Annotated in this window: 19 protein-coding genes, 1 tRNA gene and 2 pseudogenes; 14 read left to right on the forward strand and 8 right to left on the reverse strand. The window is 58.4% G+C overall.

The annotated features are described in order from the left end of the window. Positions 1–58 precede the first annotated feature (58 nt). The 7 genes from F4X57_02190 to F4X57_02220 all read right to left on the reverse strand — a co-directional run bounded on the left by F4X57_02190 (position 59) and on the right by F4X57_02220 (position 8,007). The gene (locus F4X57_02190) at positions 59–286 is read right to left on the reverse strand and encodes a hypothetical protein (protein MYC05982.1); all 228 of its coding nucleotides are present in this window, start codon (positions 284–286) and stop codon (positions 59–61) included. Positions 287–467: 181 nt separating this feature from the next. Then, positions 468–2,537, reverse strand: coding sequence for an RNB domain-containing ribonuclease (locus F4X57_02195; protein ID MYC05983.1), 2,070 nt, complete (start codon positions 2,535–2,537; stop codon positions 468–470). 230 nt (positions 2,538–2,767) lie between these two features. After that, positions 2,768–3,850, reverse strand: coding sequence for an LLM class flavin-dependent oxidoreductase (locus F4X57_02200; GenBank protein MYC05984.1), 1,083 nt, complete (start codon positions 3,848–3,850; stop codon positions 2,768–2,770). A gap of 36 nt (positions 3,851–3,886) precedes the next feature. Beyond that, a complete protein-coding gene (locus F4X57_02205; GenBank protein ID MYC05985.1) occupies positions 3,887–4,225 on the reverse strand; it encodes a HigA family addiction module antidote protein in 339 nt (112 codons plus the stop codon). 18 nt (positions 4,226–4,243) lie between these two features. Next, positions 4,244–4,525, reverse strand: a complete 282-nt coding sequence (locus tag F4X57_02210; protein MYC05986.1) for a type II toxin-antitoxin system RelE/ParE family toxin — start codon at positions 4,523–4,525, stop codon at positions 4,244–4,246. A gap of 31 nt (positions 4,526–4,556) precedes the next feature. Beyond that, positions 4,557–6,155: a citramalate synthase gene (locus F4X57_02215; protein MYC05987.1), complete on the reverse strand. Its 1,599-nt coding sequence runs from the start codon at positions 6,153–6,155 to the stop codon at positions 4,557–4,559. A gap of 871 nt (positions 6,156–7,026) precedes the next feature. Next, positions 7,027–8,007: a PDZ domain-containing protein gene (locus F4X57_02220; protein ID MYC05988.1), complete on the reverse strand. Its 981-nt coding sequence runs from the start codon at positions 8,005–8,007 to the stop codon at positions 7,027–7,029. Positions 8,008–8,134: 127 nt separating this feature from the next. Between F4X57_02220 and F4X57_02225 the strand changes: the two genes are divergently transcribed. The 4 genes from F4X57_02225 to F4X57_02240 all read left to right on the forward strand — a co-directional run bounded on the left by F4X57_02225 (position 8,135) and on the right by F4X57_02240 (position 12,501). Then, the gene (locus tag F4X57_02225) at positions 8,135–9,421 is read left to right on the forward strand and encodes an MFS transporter (GenBank protein MYC05989.1); all 1,287 of its coding nucleotides are present in this window, start codon (positions 8,135–8,137) and stop codon (positions 9,419–9,421) included. A gap of 159 nt (positions 9,422–9,580) precedes the next feature. Continuing rightward, positions 9,581–10,447 (forward strand): UTP--glucose-1-phosphate uridylyltransferase, encoded by an 867-nt coding sequence (locus tag F4X57_02230; protein MYC05990.1) that lies wholly within the window; start codon positions 9,581–9,583, stop codon positions 10,445–10,447. A 98-nt stretch (positions 10,448–10,545) separates the two neighbouring features. After that, positions 10,546–11,745: a formyl-CoA transferase gene (locus tag F4X57_02235; protein ID MYC05991.1), complete on the forward strand. Its 1,200-nt coding sequence runs from the start codon at positions 10,546–10,548 to the stop codon at positions 11,743–11,745. A gap of 54 nt (positions 11,746–11,799) precedes the next feature. Then, positions 11,800–12,501 (forward strand): 5'-methylthioadenosine/S-adenosylhomocysteine nucleosidase, encoded by a 702-nt coding sequence (locus tag F4X57_02240; GenBank protein ID MYC05992.1) that lies wholly within the window; start codon positions 11,800–11,802, stop codon positions 12,499–12,501. 50 nt (positions 12,502–12,551) lie between these two features. On the opposite strand, the gene F4X57_02245 is transcribed toward F4X57_02240, so the two are convergent. After that, complete coding sequence (locus F4X57_02245) at positions 12,552–12,971, reverse strand: M67 family metallopeptidase (protein MYC05993.1); 420 nt, start codon at positions 12,969–12,971, stop codon at positions 12,552–12,554. A 345-nt stretch (positions 12,972–13,316) separates the two neighbouring features. On the opposite strand from F4X57_02245, the gene folD reads away from it, so the two are divergent. The 10 genes and pseudogenes from folD (at position 13,317) to F4X57_02295 (ending at position 22,525) form a co-directional block, all read left to right on the forward strand. Continuing rightward, positions 13,317–14,213 (forward strand): bifunctional methylenetetrahydrofolate dehydrogenase/methenyltetrahydrofolate cyclohydrolase FolD, encoded by an 897-nt coding sequence (gene folD, locus F4X57_02250; GenBank protein MYC05994.1) that lies wholly within the window; start codon positions 13,317–13,319, stop codon positions 14,211–14,213. A 38-nt stretch (positions 14,214–14,251) separates the two neighbouring features. Then, entirely contained in the window at positions 14,252–15,316 is a 1,065-nt protein-coding gene (gene queA / locus F4X57_02255) for a tRNA preQ1(34) S-adenosylmethionine ribosyltransferase-isomerase QueA (GenBank protein MYC05995.1), read from the forward strand. A gap of 151 nt (positions 15,317–15,467) precedes the next feature. Continuing rightward, positions 15,468–15,914, forward strand: a complete 447-nt coding sequence (locus F4X57_02260; GenBank protein ID MYC05996.1) for an SRPBCC family protein — start codon at positions 15,468–15,470, stop codon at positions 15,912–15,914. Positions 15,915–16,109: 195 nt separating this feature from the next. Then, a complete protein-coding gene (locus F4X57_02265; GenBank protein MYC05997.1) occupies positions 16,110–17,333 on the forward strand; it encodes an MFS transporter in 1,224 nt (407 codons plus the stop codon). A 227-nt stretch (positions 17,334–17,560) separates the two neighbouring features. Continuing rightward, positions 17,561–19,345: a cation:proton antiporter gene (locus F4X57_02270; GenBank protein MYC05998.1), complete on the forward strand. Its 1,785-nt coding sequence runs from the start codon at positions 17,561–17,563 to the stop codon at positions 19,343–19,345. A gap of 321 nt (positions 19,346–19,666) precedes the next feature. Beyond that, entirely contained in the window at positions 19,667–20,437 is a 771-nt protein-coding gene (locus F4X57_02275) for a glucose 1-dehydrogenase (protein ID MYC05999.1), read from the forward strand. Next, on the forward strand, positions 20,434–20,655 hold the full coding sequence (locus F4X57_02280; protein ID MYC06000.1) for a hypothetical protein: 222 nt from the start codon (positions 20,434–20,436) through the stop codon (positions 20,653–20,655). The genes F4X57_02275 and F4X57_02280 overlap by 4 nt, the downstream gene beginning before the upstream one ends. Before the next feature lie 112 nt (positions 20,656–20,767). After that, positions 20,768–20,843: transfer RNA gene (locus tag F4X57_02285), tRNA-Thr, on the forward strand. 738 nt (positions 20,844–21,581) lie between these two features. Then, a pseudogene (locus tag F4X57_02290) lies at positions 21,582–21,924 on the forward strand (hypothetical protein). A gap of 415 nt (positions 21,925–22,339) precedes the next feature. Next, positions 22,340–22,525 (forward strand): annotated as a pseudogene (locus F4X57_02295) (hypothetical protein). Positions 22,526–24,372 lie beyond the last annotated feature (1,847 nt).

The raw sequence follows: 24,372 nt of genomic DNA on the forward strand, positions 1-24,372 counted from the left end.
TGCAAGAGAGGAAGGTTCGAAACACCTGTGAATGTACGCTCTTGTGGCAATCAGCAGATTAGAGACGGTCTTTATCAGCTATTCGCCGAAGCTCAAATAGCATCGCTTCCAAGTAGCCCTCTATTGCGCTCAGTTTCCAATAGAGTGCTTCATTATTCTCTCCGCCATTGGAGTAACTGTCCGCGAATTCATTAGCGTCATCGACATTCCAGTCTTGCATTTGACGCAACCTTTCCAGCGGGTCTTCGATCCCTTCCAACGTCCACTCTCGCAGAAGCGATTTCATTTCTTGTCGTTTGATGCGATACTCCGAGCTAGATGATCAATTTCAGCAAGCTCACTTTGGAGATTTCTTATCCTTTCGCCGTATGCATCGTCAGTCATTGTCGTCTTCTACCTCCAATTGGCAGACAGAAGTTTTCCATGGTTGATTCAGTGATTCCGCTACCATATACCCATACGTGTATTCATGGAACAGGAACCTCGTCGGGCGCGTGGATGAAATTGGCGCGCTTTTCCCAGAGATCGACGCTGTGCAGGCGCAGGGTTACGGTGGCACCGGGCAGGATGTTGTCTGGCAGGCGGGCTCTCACGCGGAACGGGTAGTCGGCTAGTTCTAGCAATGCCGACCGGCGCGGCTGGTTGTCCAGCACGGTTGCTTTGAAAGTTGCGGCGGCATCGTCGTCGGGCGCGCGTTCCATTTGCAGCTTGAAGTACTTTAGCAGCCAGTAGCGGCGGCGCTCGTCTTCAAGCTTGCCCATCGCGCGCAATTGCACATCGGCTCTGCCCGCGACGCTCGTTATATCATCGACGCTGTACAGCGGCTCGCCGTGCCGGATGTAGTGCGCAATCTGGCGCTGCATTACCATGTCCGGGTAGCGACGCAGCGGCGATGTCGCCTGTATGTACGCCGGCACGCCCAGTCCGCCGTGCGGCGCGGCTGTGTTGCCGCTCTGCGCGGGCGCGAAGCGGCGCAGCATCAGGTACTGCTTTAATGCGCCATCGCCAATCTCCACGCCGGGCGGCAGGTCTGCGCCAAGCTCGCTGAGATCGGGCGCTTGCTGCGAACGGTATGACGCCGGCACATCGTGGTCGCGGCAGAACGATGCGAGCAGCGTGTTGCACAGCACCATGCACTCGGCGACCATCTGTCGCGCCGCCGAATCTCGCTGCACTACGCGGACCTGCACATCGTCCGGCGACACTATCTTGATGAGCATCTCCGCTCTGTCGATGTTCACCGCACCTGCCAATTCTCGCTGCCGTTTCAGCGCTTCCGTAAGCGTGTGAAGCGCCGACAGCGTGGCGTGGTAATCGTGCGTCGCGTCCGTAATCGCCGTGTTCGCTTCGTCGTAGGATAGCGCGCGGTCGCTGACGATGACAGACGGATTGACCTCGTAGCGCAGCACCGAGCCGTCCGCATCTATGTCCGCAATCAGGCTGAGCGCGGCTCGGCGCATGCCTGCTTCGAGGCTGCCCTTGTTGTGCGATACGGCGGTCGGCAGCATCGGAATCTTGCGGTCCGGGATGTACAAGCTTGCCATTCGCAGGTCTGCGGTTTCGTCCAGCACGCCGCCCTGCGGAATGAGCGCGCCCGCATCGGTGATATGCACGCCAAGACGATACTTGGCAGCCGTGTCCGAGTTCGCGTCAGTGTCGCCACGCAGTTCTAACGATAGGGCGTCGTCTCTGTCCTGCGTGTCCGCGTCGTCGATGGTGAACGGGCGCAGGTGTGTCATATCGATGCGATCCGGGTCGTCCAGCAATTCCGTTTCGCTGACGCTTTCGGCTGCGGATAGGGCGTCATCGGAGAACGCTTCGGCTATGTCGTCTCGCATCAGTTCGATAGGCTCATCGGCTGCGAGCGCGCCGCAGGAGACCAGCGAATCGAATGCGAGCCGCTGCAAATTGCCGCTCTTGCGCTCCATCTTGTCGAGCAGCGATTTGGCCAGCGCGCTGCGCGTGTAATCGTCGCCGTGCGCCGCGAATTCGCGGATGCTGCTGACGAGCATCTGCTGGTGCGCGGTGAGCGTGGGCAGCAGTTCGCCGTGCTCTAAGCAGGCTAACAGGTCGTCGGCTTCCGCGGCTTGCTGCTCCTGTCGTCTGCGCCTTGATAGCGTCTCTTCGACAGCGGACGGCGCGCGCGGTGTGTAGCCTGCCTTGCCGTCCTCGAAGTACAGCGAATCGCGGTCTAGGCAGAGCAGCAATGCGACCTGCTGCGCCGCGTCCGCCTCGCTACCCCAGTAGAGTTCGGCTAATTCAGAGAATTTCCATGCAGTATGCTCGTCGCTGACGACTTCCCACAGTTCGGCAATATCCACATCGGACGCGATGCCTTCGCTCTGCTGCCGAAAGGCGGCAACTTGCTCATCTCCGTCCGCGAAGACTTGCGTGGCGAGCACGATGCGCTCGGACGGCAGGCGCGCTTCCTTCCTGCGCCGCACGGCAATGCGCACACGCGAGGCTTCGACATTCACCACGCGCGCGATAGTTATGCCGCCGCTCATCCGCGCCGCGACGAGTTCGCCGGGCTTCATAGCGAAATCCTTTGGCAATTCAGGCGCGGCGAGTCCATTCGTGACATTCGTGGCAATGCCTTGCACCGAGTGCGGCTTTTCATTAAGACTTTCCTGCCCGTGCGAGCATGACCATCAACACGACCATTGTGGGGGAAGGGGCATTTTGAATATGAACTAACTAAGGATGTATAGGATGAACGGGATAGGGTGTGATGTCAATCCCTATCCCTGTTTGCTCTCGCCACGCGCTAATCAAGATCCGCCAGCTTGGGCAGGACATCTTCCATCAGCAGCGTCATGGAGCGCGTCCACTTGTCTTTGGGCTGCCATTCGTGTCCCATTGCGAGCAGCACGCCGAAACCACCGACCTCTTCGTATATGGTGCGAATCTTGTCCGCGACATCGTCCGGGCTGCCTACGACCCAGATGTTGTCCAGCAGGTATTCTGCGGTAACCTCGTCGTCCGGCATATCCGGATCGCTCTTCATCAGCCCGAGCTGCCCCATGTGCGACAGCAGCGGCTTGAAGTAGTTGTCGAAATCACGCGCGAACACGCCGTCGAGCATGTCCTGCCGCGCTTGTTCGGTTGTTTCGGCGACATAGACTTCGCGCGCGATGCGCCATGTTCTGCGGTCAGCGGTCTGCCCGGTACGCGCCGCTCCTTCGCTCACGGCGTCCCAGTGCGTCGCGAGCTGGTGCACGGGCACGAGGTTGATGCTCATGGGAATCCAGCCGCGCTCGCCTGCGAGATACAGAGTCTCGGATTTGGGGGAGACGCCGGCGACGCCGATGGGCGGGTGCGGCATCTGGTAGGGCTTCATGTGAAATGCAAGCCCTACATCTTCCACAGGCTCAGGTATCTCGAAGCGCCAAAACTTGTGCTCATAGACGCCCGGTTCAGGGTCGTTCCATAGCTTCAGGATGGTCTCCACGGAGTCACGCGCCATGCCGCGATGCTCGCCGGATTCGGGGTCGAAGCCGAACACGGTGAAGTCGCCGACGAAGCCGCCGGAGCCTACGCCCCACATAAAGCGCCCTTGCGCCATCTGGTCGAGCTGCGCGATGCGATGAGCGATCATAAAAGGGTTGTGGTTGGGCATGCAGGTTACGCCCGTGCCGAGCCGTATGTTCTTAGTTCTGCCGAGCGCGTTGGCGATGAACAGGTCCGGCGCGGGGATGTTCTCCCACACGGATGTGAAGTGCTCGCCTATCCACGCCTCGATGTAGCCGAGTTCGTCGAGGACGACAAGTTGCTCTATATCGTCTTCCAGCGTCTGCGCGATGTTGGAGTCGGGCGGATGCAAGGGCATCGTGAAGTAGCCGAGTTCCATGTGAGGGGCCTCCTTGGTATTGTTACGCGGATATTGTTACACGCTTTGCCTGTGGTCTCCCTGAATTGAGTATGCTTTTACACTATCCAGCCTTTGGGATAAACGGTCTTCAGCAGTCTCCAAGTCATACTGACTTTGCAGTCCCATCCAGAACTCCGCGCTATTTTCAAAGAAGCGTGAGAACAGCAGGGCAGTTTCAGCAGTGATGGAGCGCTGGCCGTGGACGATGGCATGAATACGACGCGCATCTACGCCGATGGATTTCGCCAAACGGTATTGCGTTATACCCATAGGTTGAAGGAATTCCTCGTCGAGGATTTCGCCGGGGTGTATAGGAGGCAACTTTTCAGTTTTGGACGCAGTATTAGTAGCCATGCCTTCCTCGCTTCGCAGCTAGTGGTAATCGACTATCTCTACCTGATAGGCGTCTCCGTTTCGCCACACAAAACATATACGCCACTGACGCTTGACGCGAATACTGTGCTGTCCCCTTCTATCACCTGAAAGAGCCTCCAGTCGATTGCCGGGAGGCGTTCTCAGATCGCCCAGGTCCGTGGTGTTATTGAGCATCATCAACTTACTCTGGGCGCGACGCTGAACATCGTACGGGAATCGATTGACACGGCGGCGTTCCGCCACCAGACGGGTGTCCCTGTTTCGATAACTCCGAATCACACACGAATGATAGTACGGCACACCATTAGAGTCAACTGCTGACGGCTTCGCGGGCGAGCCAGAGTTCTAGGCTGTCGGCCAGGGCGTACCAGCTTGCTTCGATGATGTTCTCGGACGAGCCTACCGTGCTCCAGGTGCGCTTGCCGTCGGTGGAATCTATGAGCACGCGCACGACCGAACCCGTGCCGCCTCCCTGGTCAACGATGCGAACTTTGTAGTCGAGCAGGCGTACATCCTTGAGCTGCGGGTAGAACTGCTCCAGCGCCTTGCGCAGCGCGTGGTCGAGCGCGTTGACTGGACCGTTGCCGGATGCGGCGGTGTGCATCACTTCGTCGCCTACGCGCACTTTCAGCATTACCTGCGATGCGATGTCGTGCGGGTCTTTCGCGCCGTTGTCGTTGCCATTGGAGCGCTTTTCGACCATGGACACGAAATCGACCAGAGAGAAGGGCGCAGTATATCCCGGCTGCATTCGCCGCACCAGCAGCTCAAACGACGCCTCTGCGCCCTCGTACTGGAACCCTTGGTTTTCGCGCTCTTTTATCTCTTGCAGCAGCTGACGCGCCTGCACCTGCGTCAATTCGGCGTCGGGGCAGAGTTCGCGCGCGCGCCACAGGATGTTGCCGCGACCGGATAGGTCGGAGACCAGCACGCGCTTGTCGTTGCCGATGCTGCGCGGCTGTATGTGCTGGTAGCTATGCTCAACTTTGGACACCGCCGCCGCGTGCAAGCCACCCTTGTGGGCGAACGCGCTGCCGCCCACATACGGCTGCGAGCTTAGCGTAGGCATGTTCGCCACTTCCGCGACATAGCGGCTCGCCTCGGTCAGCGATGCCAACTGCGTGTCGGATACGCACTCCACGCCCATCTTGATTTTCAAGTTGGCGATGAGCGAGACGAGGTTGGCGTTGCCGCAGCGTTCGCCGTATCCGTTCATCGTGCCTTGCACTTGCGTCGCGCCGGCGCGCACGGCGGCAATCGTGCCGGCGACCGCCATATCAGCGTCGTTGTGCGTGTGGATGCCGAGTTCGACCGATGAGCGCTGCCGCACCTGATGCACGATGGCGGAGATTTCGTCGGGCATCATGCCGCCGTTGGTATCACACAGGATGACGCATTCCGCGCCGGCGACTTCGGCTGCGCGGACGGCTTGCACGGCGTAGTGCGCGTTTGCCTTGTAGCCGTCGAAGAAGTGCTCGGCGTCGAAGAACACGCGCTTGCCCTGACCGACCAGATACGCCACCGAGTCGGAAATCATCGCCAAGTTTTCTTCGAGCGATGTTTCCAGCACGCGAGTAACATGCAAGTCCCAGCTCTTGCCGACTAGGGTAACGACGGGTGTTTCAGCTTCGAGCAGCGCGGCTAGGTTGGCGTCTTCATCGGCGCCGATGTTGGCGCGGCGCGTGCTGCCGAACGCGGTGAGCGTGGCGTTCGCAAGGCGCAACGACTTGGCGCGCTCGAAGAACTCGGCGTCGCGCGGGTTGGAGCCGGGCCAGCCGCCCTCGATGTAGTGCACGCCAAGTTCATCGAGCCGCTTACAGATGGCGAGCTTGTCCGCGACAGACAACGATATGCCCTCCCCCTGTGTGCCGTCTCGCAGCGTGGTGTCGTATAGCGATACATAAGACATTGCGATTTGCGCTCCTAGTGCTAGTTTTCAGTCAGTATGTCACTTCTCTCTGAGGGGGAAGGCTAGGGATGGGGCAAGAAGAACTTGATTCAAGGTTGAACTTCACCTGTTCGGCAATTTCACACAAAGCAAAACGCCCGCCCCAAAACAATATAGGGACGGGCGTTCAATATCCAGCGTGGGAATTGATGGCTCGCGGTACCACCCTGCTTCACCGGCGCGACGCCAAGCCGCGCGCGATGCGCTCAACGGAGTACGTGTTCATACCCCCGCCCTGCTAACGTCGGGCGATCCCGTCGCAGCCTACTTTCGCGGATGCCTTTGCGTGACGCCGTGCCCAGCGCGTCAAAGACAAAGGATTTCGGTGCGCGGCTCGGGAGGGATTTTCAGAGGGCAACCTGTGCGTCCGCTCTCACCATGCGGTTTGGCTAAACTGCCGCGCCGCGCCGGACTCGCTGTGCCGGATGCTTGCCTCGTACTCGTCTCCGTCGTAGCCTTTGGCTATGAATGTGATTGTGCTTTGAGAATGTTCTCGCTTTGAGAAAAGTCTCACAAATAGCATAGAGTCGCGCAAAGGCGATGTCAAGATTTATGTGATAGGGGGACGATTTCACAAATGCAATTTATACTTGTCATTTCGAGCGAAGCGAGAAATCTAAAGTTGGAAACAGGCTTGCATGCGACGATCCCTGCCTTCGTAGGGACATGCTTCAGATTCCTCACCGCGTTCGGAATGACATGGGAGTAGGTTCGGAATGACAAAGACAGCGCGGAATGACAACAATAGAGATTTGTGCAATCGTCTCGATAGGACAATGAATACCCCTTCATCCGACTGCGGATGAAGGGGATTCTAGGAAGACGCTAGATTCTACTTGCCGTTGCTGCGTTGGTGGTGCATTCGTTGCTTGGCGAAGTTGCCTTGTGATACGAAGCGGACTTGCTGTGTGCCGTCTTCGTTCGTAATTTGCATCACCATGGTGGTCGTGTCAGCGTCCACGCTCAGATCGGAAATGCTTGCCGCGCCTTCGACGCCTTGCACGAAAATCTTTGTGTCGTCGTTGACGGTGAACGATAGCGTTTCGGATTCGTCGCGCAGCAGCAAGTCCAATGTGCGGGCGGTCGCATCGATGTTCTGCGTTGTGCCTGCTGCCGTTAGGACGGTCTTCACGCCGTCATCCGTCAGGTAGCGCGATTCCGATGTGATTAGGCTGCTGTGGACGCCGCCTAGCATGCCTTTGCCCATGCCCATGTGTCCATGTCCGTAGCTGTGCCCGTGTCTGCGATTGGCATGCGGATGACCGTCCGCGGGCAGTTCGCCGGCCGTAATGCTGATGTCTATCGTGAGCCCGGCGCGCGACACGCTGAATACGATGCTGTCGCCGGGCGCGCCCTCGTGAACGATGCCGACCACATCGCGCGCTCCGCTTACTGCCGCGCCGTCTATCGCGGTGATGATGTCGTCCACCTGCAATCTGCCGTCAGCCGGGCTGCCCTCGACCACGCTGACTACCAGCGCGCCGTCGGTGTCGCCGTCTTCCGGCGCGTTCCTGATGCTTATGCCGATGTAGGGCTTGGCGGTCGCTTCGTCTGCATCTGCCTGCTGTGCGGTGATGCCGCGCTCGATGGCGGTAGCGGTCTGCGCCGCCGGTGTCGTCTCGTTTGCCTCAGTCGTGCCGGCGCGCATCGCGGCAAAGCCCGCCGTGCCGAGAACGACAGCGAGGAGAAAACCTCCCAATAATATCTTTTTCATGTCTGTGCTCCTGTCTTGGGCATTGTTATTTGTATTGTTATTTGTTTTGAGCTCACTCATTGAAACGCCCTTGCTGCGACAATAGTTAGTTACTGACATCGATATGGACAGGATAGTGCGTGGCTATGCGCTGAACTATTGCGCTGTTATAATCGGGCGTGCTTGGCGGGCGTGCTTGGCGGGCGTGCTTGGCGATTGATGCGGCGAGCGGGAAAGGACATTGATATTGTCACAACAGACTGCGCTCCGCAGGTTGAAGGATGCGCCGCATCTCGCCGCGCTGAAGCACCGCGATTATCGGATGACTTGGACGGCGAATATGTTCGCGGGCGCCGCGATGTGGACATTCTTCGTCGCGTTCCAATGGTTCACGCTCGATGTGTCGGACTCGTCCGGCTGGGTCGGCATAATGACCTTCGCGTCGATGATCCCGTTCTTGGTGGTGTCGCCGTTCGGCGGGCTAATGGCGGACCTCATCGACCGGCGCACGCTCGCGCAGTTGATGCTGCTCGCTAGTTTCATCGTTACCGCAGCGCTTGCCGCGCTGGTGATTTCCGGCGCGGTGAAATTGTGGCATGTCGCGGCGCTGGCGTTCCTTGGCGGCGCGTTCCGTGCGGTGCAAGAGCCGACAATCTCGGCGCTCATCCCGAATCAGGTGCCTCGGAGTGTGCTGCTGAACGCAATAACGCTGAACGCAGCTACGCGGCACGGCGCGCGATTTTTCGGTTTGCTCATAGGCGCGCCGCTGCTTGCAGTGCCGTCAATCGGAGTCGCGGGCGTGCTGGTGCTCAGCGCGCTGCTCGCCGCCGTCAGCACGCTGCTGATGTCGCTGGTCCGGACGGCATCCCGCGGCGATGAACGCGCAGGGCAGGGCGTAGCGAGCGATATGGCAAAGGGTATCTGGGCAGGTTTGGCGTATATCTACACCAACAAGCCAATCGCCCTGTTCATAATTATGGTCGCGCTTCACTGCGCCTTCGTGATGTCGTTCGACTCCATACTGCCCGTGTTCACCGAGACGAGCCTAGGCGCGACAGACGGCTCTACACTGGGCTGGCTGGTGATGGGCATCGGCGCAGGGTCGCTCGTCGGCACGCTGCTGCTGGCGGGTGTGCGCGACGAAAAGACAAAGGGGCAGCTGCTGGTATGGACGGGGCTGTTCAGCGGGATAACGCCAATGGCGATGGCGCTGTCGTTCAATGTGCCGCTGGGCATTGCGGCGAGCGTGGGCATGGGCATATCGCAGGCGACATTTATGGCGCTGACAAGCACCTATGTGCAGTCGCTCGCACCGGACAGACTGCGGGGCAGAATATCCAGCCTGTACATACTGCATGCGGGCGGCATAATGGCGTTCGCCAATTTGGGCTATGGCTTCATCGCGGACTCGTTCTCCGCGCCGCCGATCCTGCTCATCACGGGCGTCGCCTTCGTCGCGGTCATGCTTGCGTTGGGATTCGGGCAGCCGATATTGCGGCGCGTGTATCGTACGGGGCAGGTTGCGCCGGCGTAGCGGCAAGGGATAAGTGTCTTTTCTATGACATAGTTATTTCCGATGCGATTATTCGGGTATTGTTGGAAGAATCAAGGGAATCAAATGCACCCATACGGGTTCCGGGCAGGTACGATGACCCTTTAGAGCAGGTGCTAGGCAGCAGCGAAAGGGCGCGCGATGGACATCAGAAAAGCGGTAATACCGGCGGCGGGTTTTGGCACGCGCTTTCTGCCTGTGACGCGCACCGTGCCTAAGGTGATGCTGCCTGTGCTGGACGAACCCGCGATCCAATTCTCCGTGCGCGAGGCGGCACAGGCGGGCATAGAACACATCGTGTTCGTCATATCGCGCGGGCAAGAGGCTACGAACGACTATTTCCAGCCTGTCCCCGCATTAGAGCGCGCGTTGGAAGAACGCGGCAATACCGAACTGCTGAATAGGATGCGAGAAATTTCCTCTATGATAGAGACCAGTTTCGTATATCAGGACGAGCAGCTCGGACTGGGGCATGCCGTGCTGATGGCAAGAGACCAAATCGGCAGCGAACCCTTTGCCGTCTTTCTGCCCGACGACATCATCTTCTCGGACGCGCCCGTCATAGGCGAAATGATGCGCGTGTTCGCGGAGCACGGCAGCAGCGTGATAGCAGTTAAGCAGGTGCCGGACGCCGCCATCCCAAGCTTGGGTGTCATCGACCCGGAGCGGCTGTCGGAGCGCGTGTATCGCATCAAGGGCATGGTGGAAAAGCCGCGCCTGGAGGATGCCCCGTCGAATCTGGCAATCATCGGGCGATATGTGCTGACGCCAGAGGTGTTCGACGCTATCGAAAGCGGGCGACCGGGCGCAATCGGCGAGATACAGCTGACGGACGCAATCGAAGCCGTGCGCGCCGAACAGGGCGCATACGCATACCGCATCACCGACGACCACTTCGATGTCGGCACGCCTGCGGGTATGTTGAAAGCGTCGGTGTACGCTGCGCTGCGGCGGGACGATATGGAGGGGGAGATGCGAGAATGGTTGGCGGCGGCGCTGGCTGGCTGACTTTTTCTTTGCTGACATCAGATCGCGTAGGGATGAGACCATAGGAATTGCTATAACGATATTTTTGCCCACCGATGGGAGTAAGAAGGAGCTTTGATATGGACAAAGCGTTGAACGGCATACGGATTGTTGATATGACGCAGTATGAAGCCGGCACATCCTGCACGCAGATGCTGGCGTGGCTCGGCGCGGATGTGATCAAGGTGGAAAACCCCACCAGAGGCGATCCCGGACGCGGCATCAGAGGCACGGAGGTTGATTCGGACTACTTCCTGAACTTCAACTCCAACAAGCGCAGCGTTACGCTGAACTTGAAGACCGAACGCGGCAAGGAGTTGCTGCTCGAACTGGTGAAGCAAGCCGATGTGGTTACCGAGAATCTGTCGCCCGGCGCGATTGAACGCATGGGGCTTGGCTACGACACGCTGTCGGCGGTCAATCCCTGCATCATTTTGGCGCGCATCAAGGGCTTTGGCACATACGGGCCATACAGCAACATCAAGAGCTTCGACCCTGTGGCGCAGGCTGCGGGCGGCGCGTTTTCCGCAACGGGCGACCCGGACGGTCCGCCTGTCAAGCCCGGCCATTCGGTCGGCGACTCCGGTACCGGCATGCACGCCGTTGTGGGCATACTCGCGGCGCTGTGGCAGCGGCAGACGACCGGCAAAGGGCAGCAGGTCGAAGTGTCCATGCAGGACGCGATGGTCAACTTCGGGCGCACTTGGATGACGCGCTCCGAGCAAGGCACCGTGCCGATAAAGCGCACCGGCAACAGCTTCGGCAACCGACCCGGCGTTGGCACATTCCGCTGCGCGCCGGGCGGCTACGACGACTATGTGTATATGATCGCCATCCCCGTGCGCGGCGCGACGCTGAACGCGCTCGCCACCGCGCTGGACAGGCCCGACTTGATGGACGACCCGCGCTTCTCCGACCCGGAGCATTATTTGGAGATGGGCGATGAGATTAACGCACTGATTGAAGAGTGGACGATGCAGCGCGACAAGTTCGAGGTGATGCGCATTCTTGGCGAGATTGGCATACCGTGCAGCGCGTGCTTCAGCTCGGAAGACATATATTCGGACGAGCACCTGCTGGAGCGTGAGATGATTGTGCGCGTTGACCATCCCACGCGCGGCGAGTTCGCGGTGCCGGGCTGCCCGATAAAGCTGTCGGATTCGCCCGTCGAGCTGAAAGCCGCGCCGCTGCTGGGCGAGCACAACGCAGAAGTGCTGTCCGGCTTGCTGAACGGCAACGGCGAAACGCTCGAAGACCTGAAATCGCAGAAGGTCATCTAATAGCCTCATCCTGCTCACCCTGCCACATCCCGATAGATAGCGCCTGAGAACAACATGACAATCCTAATAGCAGCACCAATACCGCAAGAATATGAAGCGCTTACCGACGCGCTGTCCGCGATGGGCTTGAACGGCGTGGAGCGCGATGTCGGACGCCTGACCGCAATGCAGTATGACGGCGACTTGCTCGTGGCGCAAGGCGGGCTTGGTAAAGCGCAGTTCGCCGCGCAGACACAGCACATCATTAGCCACCTCGAAATCGAGAGTCCCGGCGAGCTGCGCGCGCTTGTGTGCGCCGGCACTTGCGGGCGGCTCGACAAGTCTCTGAGCGTGGGCGATGTCGTGGTCGCCACGCAGACCGTCGAGCACGATTTCAATCGCGGCATGGCGCTTATAAAGATGCCCCTGCCGTCGTTCGACGGCGATGCCGCGCTGATAGCCAAACTGCGCGAAATCGCGACGCGCGAAGACCTGCCGTGCAAATTGCATTTCGGTGGCGTAGCGAGCGGCGACGAGGGCATTGCCAGCGAGAAGCGTATCCGCGAGCTGCAAGAAAGCACGGGCGCGCTGGTCGTCGCGTGGGAAGGCGCAGGCGGGGCGAGGGCGGCGCAATTGTCCGGCGTGCCATACCTCGAAATCCGCGCCATATCCGACGGCGCCGGCGAAGACGCCATGCAAGAGTTCTGGTCGAATATCCCCATCGCCATGGGCAGCATAGCAGTGGTGGTGCGAGAGTTAGCAGGATGGACAGAATAGATAGGATGGCATGGATAGGCGTTTCCTATCTTGTCTATCCATGTCAGATCCTATCCCGTTACAGCGAAGTCTTGCTCCACGATTTCGCCGGATTCCATTATGCGGAATGCGCGCATTAGCGGCGCGGATTTGTCTTCCAAAGAGATTAGGATGTAGTAGATGTCCTCACCGAGCCAGCCGCTGTCCTGCGCCATTCGCACGTCGGTCGGCGACGGGTACGCGGGGCTGTGTGTGTGCGAATGGTAGAACGCCGTGATGTCCCAAGAGTTCGCGTCGGCGTCTAGCATCGCGCTCATCATCTCTTGCGGCTCCATCACATAGCGATATGGGCTAGGCGTCGCGTTGGTGATGCGGTACACCTGCGCCACATCGTCGTTCTTGCCCGCGAGCATGCCGCAGCATTCGTTCGGGTCTTCCTGCTGCGAGTGAGCAATAATGTCGTCGGCGTACTCTTTGGGAATGGTCAGCAATTCAGGGCTCCTAGTGGTTCGTCAGTTCGGTTCGTCGGTATCTCGGAATTGTGGGGCGGGATACTAATATCGCTGAAAATTTATCCTTGTCATTTCGAGCAACGCGAGAAATCTAAAGTTGGGAACAGGTTTGCATGCAGCGATCCCTGCCTTCGCAGGGACATGCTTCAGATTCCTTACTGCGTTCGGAATGAAAGTAGAGATAATTTGTGAAATCGTCTCTTCTATTGGGAAGGGACTTATGAAATTGTCGCAAGTTGATTATAATTTGGGGGACTGGCAATTGAAAGTGCGCGCCGGACGGTTTGGGGTGGCGCGGCATCGAAGCGAAATGACGGGGGCATCATGAGCGCAACCTTGATTGACGGCACGAGCATAGCCGCAGAAGTGCGCGGCGAAGTCGGCGAAGTCGTGGCGGAGATGCGCAGCAAGCACGGCGTCGCGCCCGGTCTCGCTGTCGTGCTCATCGGCGACGACCCGGCGTCTGCCGTGTATGTACGAATGAAGGAACGCGCCGCCATCGAAGCCGGCATGGTGTCCGAGACGATAAATCTGCCCGCCGACACGCCGCAGGAAGAAGCACTCGCCGCGGTGCAGCGCTTGAACGAAGACGCGCGCTATCACGGCATTCTCGTGCAGCTGCCACTGCCCGACCATATTGACGAAGATACAGTCATCCAGTCGATCAACCCGGACAAGGATGTCGATGGGCTGCACCCGTTCAACATGGGATTGCTTATGGCTGGCAAGCCGCGCTTCATACCGGCGACACCGGCGGGCATACAGCAGATGCTGATGCGCACAGGCAACGACCCCTCCGGCAAACATGTGGTCGTGTGCGGACGCAGCAACATCGTGGGCAAGCCGATAATGAACCTGCTGATGCAGCGGCAGGACGGCGCGAACGCCACGGTGTCGGTCTGCCACACGCGCACACGCGACCTCGCCGCGATGACCCGGCAGGCGGACATTCTCATCGCCGCAGTCGGCAGCCCGCAGATGATAACCGCCGATATGGTGAGTGAGGGCGTGGTCGTCATTGATGTCGGTGTGAACCGCGTGGATGCGCCGGAGCGCAGACGCGGCTACCGATTGGTTGGTGATGTAGATTTTGACGCGGTCGCAGAAAAGGCAGCCGCCATCACTCCGGTGCCCGGAGGCGTCGGTCCCATGACAATCGCTATGCTCCTGCAAAATACCATGAACGCCGCCCGCTGGTCCATTCACCCCGACTTGCGATGACACAACAGACTCAGAGCGACATGGCGCAAGGCGATACATTGCGAACATCGGATTTCGACTACGAACTACCGGAATCGCTGATTGCGCAGACGCCCATGGAACCGCGCGACCATTCGCAGCTGATGTCGCTGCATAGGGCGGACGGCGGAATGCGGCATTATCGCTTTTACGACCTGCCGAAAATGCTGCGTCCGGGCGACTTGATGGTGTTTAACGACAGCCGGGTGATGCCGGCGCGGCTTCGTGGCAGACGTCTGCTGCCGCCAGGATTGCGCGCCCCGCGCAATCCTGGCGGCTCTATCGAGGTGCTTCTTCTCACGCGGCTTTCACCCGGCGTATGGCGTGTCATCGGACGTCCGGGATCGTCGCTGCGGCGTGGCGCGAAGTTTGAGATTACCGGCGCTGCGGCGAGCGCGGTCGGCTCAATTCGCGGCGAGGTGCTGGAAATCGAGATGGATGGAGAGCGCATCGTGCGACTTGACGGCGAAGAGCGGCTGCACGATTTGGGCGAAGTGCCGCTGCCACCGTACATCACCGAGACGCTCGCGGATTCCGAACGATACCAGACGGTTTATGCGCGCGAGGAAGGCAGTGCAGCGGCGCCAACCGCAGGGCTTCACTTCACGCCCGAGTTGCTTGACGCAGTGCGCGGCATGGGCGTGCAGACGGTGTTCGTTACGCTGCATGTCGGCTGGGGCACATTCCGCCCTGTCAAGGACGACGATCCTGCGGCGCATACGATGCACTCCGAGTACTGGGAACTCTCGCAGGATGCGGCGGATAGCATTCGCAGTGCGAAGACGGGAGGCAGGCGCGTCATATCGGTCGGTACGACGGCGGTGCGACTGCTGGAACAAGCGGCGTCGCAGTCGGAAGACGGCTTGCCGCGCGCGGGATCGGGCTGGGCGGATATATTCATCACACCCGGCTACCGCTTCAAAGTCGTGGACGCGCTGATAACCAACTTCCACTTGCCGCGCTCAACGCTGCTGATGCTCACTAGCGCATTCGCCAGCCGCAATATTATGCTGCGCGCGTACAACGAAGCGGTGGCGCGAGGGTATCGGTTCTATAGCTTTGGGGATGCTATGTTCATACACTGATAGACTTCACAAGTCCCTTCTACTTTAATGGGCTACTATGGGTATGCAAAAAATCCCGTCCCCTTTTCGGAGAAGGATAGGGAAGGGGCAAATTGCTCTGTCTCGCATGACAATCACCCCATCCTGAGAGGATTGTGAACCACTAACCTCTATGAAGATATTCACGCTGACCAACGAACTGTGGTTGCCGCAATTGCCGGAAGAAGTGTTTCCCTTCTTCGCGGATGCTGCCAACTTGGAGCGTCTAACGCCGTCGTCGCTGCGCTTTCGGATTCTCACACCACTGCCAATTGAGATGACGGTGGGCGCGCTGATAGACTACCGCATCAGGCTGCAGGGCATTCCCATGCGCTGGCAGAGCGAGATAACCCTATGGGAGCCGCCGCATCGCTTCATCGACGAGCAGCGGCGCGGTCCCTATCGCTTGTGGGTTCACGAGCACACATTCATAGAGCAGGATGGCGGAACGCTCGCGAAAGACATCGTGCATTACGCGGTGGTCGGAGGCGTGATTGTGCAGCGGGTGTTCGTTGCGTCCGAACTAAGGCGCATCTTCGAGTATCGCAACGCCGCGCTGATAGAATACTTCGCTCAATGAACCCAGCCGATAACCCAAATTAACGGTTTTCCCTCGCGTTATAGTCTTATTGCAAAACGGAAGTGCGCCTAACGCGTCCCCATTTATGCTTGCGCGGGATGGCTTATGGGCTGTATCGTTGCGGTTCACTGGCTGGCGCGGGTTGGGTTGGCGCTGCCAACTTTGTCTTGACGCAGCGGAAAGCGTGCAACCGCCATGATGTACACGAACACCATAGCAAGCCGCTTCTTTCGCTCTTTTCAGCAGCGCAACTACCGCCTGCTCTGGTCGTCCGACGGCATTACGAGCTCCGCCGAGCAGATGGAGTTCCTGGTGCTGGTGTGGTTCGTAGCCACCCATACAGAATCAGCTTTTCTCGTAACCCTGTATGGCGCCCTACGCTTCACCGGCACGCTCTTTGCGCCCTTTTACGGCATCGTAGTGGACCGCTACGACCGCCTCATGCTGCTGCGGGTGTCACGCATCATATTTACCGTCATCGCGGTCATAATCGCAGTGCTTTCCTTCCTCGATCAGATTCAACTCTGGCACATATTCGTTCTGACCGGCGTGGCGGGCATGGCGCGCGCCTTCGACAACGTAACCCGCCAGACGCTCATAGCCGACATGGTGCCGCGCCAGAACCTCGGCAACGCCATCGCCCTCACAAGGACCGGACGTGACACCACGCAGATTATCAGCCCCGTTATAGGAGGCTTCCTGCTTGACTCGTTCGGGCTGGGCTGGGCGTATGTTGTCATAATCGCGCTGCTTATTGGAGGCACCGCGCTCACCATTCCGGTGAAGCCACCGCCGAGAACGCCCGCGACTCGCGGCGAGCCTATATTCAGGACGCTTGTGGACAGCTTCCGCTACGCCATAAGGCACGAGGTCATACTTGCGCTGCTGCTCCTCGCTTTCCTCGTTAACCTGACGGGCTTCCCGCTCAATCAGGGGCTCGTGCCAGTGTTCGCCCGCGACGTGCTGCTCACCGACTCGACAGGACTAGGCTGGCTGCTCGGCGCCTACTCGGCGGGCGCATTCGTGGGCTCCGTTGTCATAGCGGGCATCGGCAACATGGACCGCGCAGGCAGGCTGATGTCCCTGGGGTCGGTAGCGTGGCATGCGGGGATCGGAGCGATTGCAGCTACCACGCTGTTCAATGTATCGCTCGGTCTGCTTGCATTCGTCGGGCTGGTGCAGTCGTTCACCATGGTTACGATGTCGATCCTGCTTCTGGGCAGCACGCCCACCGAAATTCGCGGGCGCATGATGGGGCTGCGCTCGCTCGCGGTGTACGGTCTGCCGTTGGGCTTGCTCGCATCGGGCGCTATCGCGGAGACACTGGGGATAACATTCGCGCTGGTGGGCAACGGCATCATCGGCATCGTAATCACAGCGGCGATAGTACTGGCAATCCGCGAAATCTGGCGGACGTGAGATTAACACCGATGGACAAGGATGGATAGGATAGAATAGTTATATCCTGTTGAGGCGTGTTGACATTTGTGTCATTCCCGTGAAAACGGAAATCCAGAGTATTAAAACGCAGCCATTATGTTTCATTAACGCTGCTTGCAAGCACTGGATTCCTGCGAAAGCAGGAATGATGGGATGTAATAGTGAAATGTCAACAGAACCTAGTTTGACTGGTCGAGGTTGGATAGTTGGAAGAAGGCGTTCTGGTACGGGATTTTGCCACGATTATGATCGTCGCAGGCATTGCGATTGTCGTCTTCCAGTGGCTCAAGCAGCCGCCGGTGCTGGGCTACCTCATCGCGGGGCTTATCGTGGGTCCGTACACGCTGCCGCTGCTCAACCTACCCGCGCCGGTTACGCACATCGAAAGCATACAGACGATGGCGGAGCTTGGCTTTATCATGCTGCTGTTCGCCATCGGGCTGGAGTTCGGCTGGCGGCGCATACGGCAGCTCGGCCCGCGCGTCATCATCATTGGCACCATCGAAATTATCTTCATGTTCGCGCTGGGCTACGAAGTGGCTACGCTGATGGGCTGGAACGGCACGGAGGCGATATTCTTGGGCGCGGCGCTGTCCATCAGCAGCTCGGCGATCATCATCAAAGTGCTGCGCGACACCGGTATGCTACACGAACGGCACGGTCAGCTGATTGTCGGTATTCTGGTCGTGGAAGACTTCGCGGCGGTCATACTGCTGAGCCTGCTGTCCGGTGTTGCGACACACGGCACGGCGAACATGAGCGAGATACTCGAACTGATGGCGCTGCTCGCGCTGTTCTTCCTGTGCGCGCTGTTTATGGGAGCGCTGCTCGCGCCGCACATCATCAGGTTCGTCGCGCGCTTTCGTTCAAGAGAGGTAGTTCTGGTTGTCAGTCTGGCAATGTGCTTCGGGCTGGCGCTCATCGGACAGCAGCTGCACATCTCGGCGGCTGTGGGCGCGTTCATCATAGGCACGGTTCTCGGAGACACCGAGTACTCCGAGATGCTGAACAGCACCATCGCACCGGTGCGCGACATATTCTCCGCGCTGTTCTTCATATCCATCGGCATGCTCATAGAGCTGCAAGTGCTCTGGCAGTACATCGTGCCTGCGCTGACCATCGCCGGTGTGTTTATGGTAGGCAAGATATTGGCGGCGACGGTTGGCACATTCATCACCGGACACGACGGCAAGATGGCGCTCGGCGTGGGCATGGGCAAGCCGCAGTTGGGCGAATTCTCGCTGGCGATGACGAAGGTCGGCGTGGACTACGCGGTCGTGGGCGCGTTCCTGTATCCGGTCGTGGCGGGGGCATCGGCGGTTACGGCGCTGCTATATCCGCTGCTATCGCGCTCGTCTAACGGTGTAAGCGACTCGCTGGAACGGCGTTCACCGCGCCTGCTGCGCCAATACATCGGTAATATGACATACATCCTCATATCAATGCGCACCGTCTTCGGAATGGAAGGCGAAGTCGCCAACCTAGTGCGGCGCTCCGGACGGGCGATCATCGTGAACCTCGGTGTGATTGTCGTTACCATCGCGCTAGGCACAGTCGTGCTCAACTTCGCGGGCGATATATCAGGCGACTTGGGCATTCAGCAGGGTCTGTTCGGCGTCATACTGAGCAGCATCGTGGTGCTAATGTGCATACCGCCGTCGGTGTTCATCTGGCGCGCGCTGCAGCGTATGACGGACGGGCTTTCCGCGTACATATTGCGGCGCAATCTTGTAGGCATACAAGTGATAAGCGGCAGCGGGCTGCACATCATCCTGCGCAACAGCATCCTGATAGTCATAGTCGTGCTGCTGGGGATATGGAGTCTGCCGCTCATATCGCAGCTGGTCGTGCTGGGAAGCTTCTCCACGCCAATCGCAATCTTCGCGCTGGTGGGCGTGGTCGCGCTGCTGTGGCGTGTGTCGTTTAGGATACACGCGCTGATGGTAACGACATTCAGTCATACTTTCCTTGGCGAGGAAGACAGAGATTAGCGCGTTATTCTGACAGAATGAGCCGATTTCACAAATGCAAATTTTCTCTGTCATTTCGACACTTCATCCTCTTCATTTCGAGCGAAGCGAGAAATCTAAAGTCGGAAACAGGTTTGCGTGCGATGATTTTAGATTCCTCACTGCGTTCAGAATGACTAAAATAGTGCGAAATGAGAAGAACAGTGCGGAATGACGACATTAGGATTTGTGAAATCGTCTCAACAGAATGGGCAGAAAGGGCAGAATAGACAGGACGGGCAGGATGGAATAGCATGCCTTCATATTCCCCAATGTCCTGAATGAGCAGAAGGAGTAGAAATAATGCGTCTGGAAGGAAAAGTAGCGCTCATCACCGGCGCGGCGGCGGGCGTAAAGGGCGAGATTATGGGCTTTGGCGGCGCGGCGGCATGGTTGTTCGCCGCGGAAGGCGCGAAGCTTGTGCTTGCCGACATCAACGAAGAGCAGGGACGCCGCACCGAGGCGCAACTGCGCGACAGCGGACACGACGCCGTGTTCACGCGGCTCGATGTTACCAGCGAAGACGACTGGCAAGCCGCATTGGCGCTAACGGTTGATACATACGGCAGGCTGGATGTGCTGATAAACAACGCGGGCACGGGCGGCAGGATGCGCCTGATGGAGACGACCGAAGAGTTGTGGGACGCGCAGATGGATGTACACGGCAAGGGTGTGTTCCTGGGCATGAAGTACGCCATTCCCGAGATGCGCAAGGCGGGCGGCGGGTCAATTATCAATGTGTCGTCGATATACGGACTGGTGGGCAGCGCGACATCTACGGCATATCATGCCGGCAAGGGCGCATCGCGCATCCTCAGCAAGTCGGCGGCGATTCAGTATGCCGGCGAGGGCATCCGCGTGAACTCCATCCATCCCGGATTTTGTCGCACGCCGATGACGAACGCCAGCTACCAGAACGCGGAGCATTACGAGGCGCTGCTGGAGCGCATCCCGATGGGCAGAGTAGGGCAGCCCGAAGAACTCGCGCAGGGCATGCTGTACCTCGCATCGGACGAATCGCGCTATGTTACTGGCGCGGAGCTGGTGATAGACGGAGGCGTTACGGCGACATGACGCAGACGCAAGCGATAGAAACGGTGTGGTTCGTATATTCCGAAGACGGCAAGCCACTGGGAAGGCACTTCCTGGAAGAAGGCAGCGCCCCGCCGCAAATCGGCGACCCAATGCCTGACGGCGGCGGCTGGACGGCGGCGGTCATCACAGCCGTTCGCGAACTAGCGCCAACCTGCGCCATGCGCCGCTTCCGCGTGACCGTTTCACAGCTAAATTAACATCTACGGACGGGATGGGCAGGATACTGTCTGTCATTGTCTTGGCTATCCCGTTCATCCTGTTAAATTAAGTGGAAACGCGGCGGCAATCGTAGTAATATGGATGGTGTGAGCCAACGTAGCTCAGTCGGCAGAGCAGTTGTTTCGTAAACAACAGGTCGGTGGTTCGAGTCCACTCGTTGGCTCCAGCGGACTCTAAGGAGGCAGGTAAGAAACGCTTATTGAGACTGGCACAGCCGAAATACGGGAGTGCCATGAAGCGGGCGACATCAGCCCGGAGGGCCGCTCCCAGTGCCGATAGGTTGCATCGAGACCCCGCCTGCGGCAGGTCTGCCCTATTGATTGGAAGTGCCGAAGCTTCATCGGATTCGGAACGGTGTTGATTGTGGCTTGAAAAGTGGTGATGTGTGGCCATGCAAGAAGCCCCCTCGTGTATAGGATGCGTGTTGCCACATGCACCAGTTCCCAGAAGAGACACACTCGGGGGCAAGAGGACCACCCTAAAGGTTCAGTCTGGGAATAGTAAAAGTTTGTAGATGGGTACATGTGGCATTCTGACCTTAATTCATGGACAAGTGGTTGTCAACAAGATCGGAGTGCACAGAGAGACTATTGGTTGCGGTGAGCACCGATTCGATTTGAGATTCACGGAATCTGTTGGATGAAGTGTCCTCAATGGAGTGGTTCCCATAATCTGCAATAGCGAAATCAGAACACCAGAGGATGAAAGAAGGTCGTTACCAGCATAAGTTGATAGAGCCAGTGCCATCACGAAAGTCGTGCGGTACGCCGGCATAGAACTCGTGGCGGCATCTTCTTCAGTCGTGGTAGCACGAAAATCGTGACGGCAATTCAATATAAGAGGGGCGACTTTAGAGGGACAGCCGGTGCCGCTGGTGTCCCTGGAGTACCGTCTGGTACAGGACATGCTGACGGCGAAGCTGGACCTCGATCTGCCGCGGATGCTCAGGAAGCTGGATAACTTCGGCCTGCTGATCATAGACGGCCTGGGCTACCTGCCGCAGGGGGCAGGCGAGTCCGAGGTGCTGTTTCACCCTGATAGCGGAGCGCTACGAACGCCGCTCTCTGGGCATCACCTCCAACCTCGTCTTCTCTGAGTGGGAGAAGATGTTCGCCAATCCGATGGCGACGTCCGCAGCGATAGACAGGATCGTGCATCACTCGGTCATACTCGAGTTCGACATGCCCAGCTACAGGACCAGTGCGGCGCATAACCGGCAGGCGGAGAAGTTGACGCACCGGCAATAGCAATTGAAGCGCGGTAACAATGGTTGTCGCGTCAACTTACTGATTGCCACGCCCATGTACAGCGACATCAACAGTCAGACAAGGACTCTGAGCGGCAAAATCCATTGACACAACCGATAAATTAGGTTGACGTGTAACACACCGCGTCTACATATCCCTTAGTACTCGTTATCTTCTTCACTTTGAACCGTCTTGTCTGGCACTGAAGTCTTCAATAATGCCTTCGGACGGGTCCAATCTTCCTACGTTTCTTCATGCACAAACCCTTAAGCCAATGCCGTGAGCCGATTGCTGCTTGGTCTGTCTCTATTAAGCCTGCCGGTAACCATTCCGCCGCCTTTCGCGATAGACGAGGAAAACGACAACAACGGCGCCAATAGTCAGAGGCACTCCGATAGCGGCAAGAATAATCTCGTTGAAGCCACCGGAACTCTGCTCAACACTCGATGTCTTCACGACCGGTTCTGCCTTCTCAGCGACTGTCACCGTCGCTGTAGCTGTCGGCATTGGCGTTGGCGTTGGCATGAAGGCGGACGCGACAACAAGCTTCCTGTCGGGAATCGGTAGTGGAGCCGGTGTCGGTGTCGGCGCTGGAGTCGGGTCTTGCGCAGGCATCGAAGTTTGCCGCGCAGCGGGCGTCGCCACTCGCGCCACGAAGCCGGATGGCGCAGCAAGCGCAGCCGGAGCAGGCGTTGCCGTCGCGGGAGCGTCGTCGATGGTCAGGACAAATTTGCCAAGGCGTTCCACTTTCGTGACCACCCATGCATAGCCCGATTCCTCTCTCTCGCAGCGATGCTCCATCAGATGCCACTGCCCTGATACCACCGAATACACTCTTGCCCTGCCTTCGTCGCACACACTCGTGTCCTCTTTCCGTAGCCGCATCCACAACTCCGCCTTCGGAGTATAGACGACATCTATTGAACTCTCGCCATCCGGCTCGTAAGTGTTCGTTTCGAGCGCAAGAACGACTCGCTCATGAACGGTCGGCGCGCTGCCATGCGCTTGGAGGTTGACCTTCATCAACTCCACATCAACGTCCCTCGGCGGCGACAACGATTGTACTAGGAGTTTTACCGTACCGTCCGGCAAGACTACCACGCCACCTTCGTTGCGCGGCACGAACTGCCTAACATAGTCTGGAGGAAGTACCTCTAACATCACGACGATTTGTTCCGGGGCTTTTTTGGATGTGCTCACCTTTATGTAGATAACATCGACGTACTGTCCGGGCGGCAGATTGGACGAATCCACCGAGACGGTAATCGGCACAGCGTCATCAGGCCCGTTCGATGTCCCTGAAGTTGGTTCCTGTGAAAGCCAATCCGCGCGACTCGACAGCGTGAAGTTCATAGGTTCGTATGTCCTGTTCCAGACCCTAACAGTCTGCGGCGCCGGACTGTCGCCGCCTTCAACTGCGCTGAAAATCAACGCCATAGGCGAAATGCCAGGTTGTGGAACGTATGCGGATTGCGCCGCTGGCACCACACCGGTCGTCCCTTCGGAGTCGCTCACGTCCTCTTTACGTCGCTTTGTAGTGAATGTCAACGACTCGGTTTTGTCCTCTGGGAACGAGTCACTCAGAGATACCTCCACAATGTACTCTGTTCCAGAAATTAGAAGCCTGAGCCGTGTGCTCGCCACGTCATTTGCCGAATCTGCCTGCTGAGTAGGTCTCCACAAATCGTAACGCTTGTCGCGATGACGGAAATAGACCGTCTGCGAGATTCCGCCCGAGTCTGCTATGACAGCTCTGACAGTCGCGCCGTTCCTGCCAATGTGCACAACCTCGACGGATTCTACGCTCGGTGTCCGTAGCGTTGTGAATGACGTATGCACCGTCCGCTCATCGGGGAACGAACTGTCGAGAGACGCCTGTACATCGTACTCGGTATTCGCGGTGAGTCCGGACAACCCTATCTCCGCGCTGTTGGTGGTACTCGTCTCTTGAGTGTCGCTCCACTCCCCCTGAGGCGTGGTGGTGCGATAGCGCAGATGCACGGTCTGGGAAGTGCCGTTGGCGTTAGCTATGCTGATGTTTGCTGTGGCAGCGGTCTGAGTTTCGTCATCAATGCTCACACCCGACACTACGGGGTCGGGCGGAAGCGTCCTAAAGATGTCCGTTTCGGATACGCTGAAGTCGGAAGTCAGAGAGGCTTCGGCTTCATACTCCGTATCGGAAGTTAGACCGGACAGCTTGACCTCTGCGCTGTCGGTGGTACTGGTAGTCTTCTGGATACCGCTCCATTCTCCCTGAGGCGTGGTAGTGCGATAGCGCAGATGGACAGTCTGGCTCGTTCCGTCAGGGTCCGCTATTGTAATCACTGCGTTGGCAGTGGTCTGCGTCTCGTCCTTGACCTCAATCTTCGATATGCTGGGATAGCGCAGCGTTCTGAATGACGTATGCACCGTCCGCTCATCGGGGAACGAACTGTCGAGAGACGCCTG

The sequence above is a fragment of the Chloroflexota bacterium genome (assembly GCA_009840355.1).
GTDB lineage: Bacteria > Chloroflexota > Dehalococcoidia > Lucifugimonadales > JADFKI01 > Bin90.

Coding starts and splice junctions, on each gene's coding strand:
- F4X57_02190 (MYC05982.1), bottom strand. CDS start 286: ATGAAATCGCTTCTGCGAGAGTGGACGTTGGAAGGGATCGAAGACCCG.
- F4X57_02195 (MYC05983.1), bottom strand. CDS start 2,537: ATGAAGCCCGGCGAACTCGTCGCGGCGCGGATGAGCGGCGGCATAACT.
- F4X57_02200 (MYC05984.1), bottom strand. CDS start 3,850: ATGGAACTCGGCTACTTCACGATGCCCTTGCATCCGCCCGACTCCAAC.
- F4X57_02205 (MYC05985.1), bottom strand. CDS start 4,225: ATGGCTACTAATACTGCGTCCAAAACTGAAAAGTTGCCTCCTATACAC.
- F4X57_02215 (MYC05987.1), bottom strand. CDS start 6,155: ATGTCTTATGTATCGCTATACGACACCACGCTGCGAGACGGCACACAG.
- F4X57_02220 (MYC05988.1), bottom strand. CDS start 8,007: ATGTCAGTAACTAACTATTGTCGCAGCAAGGGCGTTTCAATGAGTGAG.
- F4X57_02230 (MYC05990.1), top strand. CDS start 9,581: ATGGACATCAGAAAAGCGGTAATACCGGCGGCGGGTTTTGGCACGCGC.
- F4X57_02235 (MYC05991.1), top strand. CDS start 10,546: ATGGACAAAGCGTTGAACGGCATACGGATTGTTGATATGACGCAGTAT.
- F4X57_02240 (MYC05992.1), top strand. CDS start 11,800: ATGACAATCCTAATAGCAGCACCAATACCGCAAGAATATGAAGCGCTT.
- folD (MYC05994.1), top strand. CDS start 13,317: ATGAGCGCAACCTTGATTGACGGCACGAGCATAGCCGCAGAAGTGCGC.
- F4X57_02260 (MYC05996.1), top strand. CDS start 15,468: ATGAAGATATTCACGCTGACCAACGAACTGTGGTTGCCGCAATTGCCG.
- F4X57_02265 (MYC05997.1), top strand. CDS start 16,110: ATGATGTACACGAACACCATAGCAAGCCGCTTCTTTCGCTCTTTTCAG.
- F4X57_02275 (MYC05999.1), top strand. CDS start 19,667: ATGCGTCTGGAAGGAAAAGTAGCGCTCATCACCGGCGCGGCGGCGGGC.
- F4X57_02280 (MYC06000.1), top strand. CDS start 20,434: ATGACGCAGACGCAAGCGATAGAAACGGTGTGGTTCGTATATTCCGAA.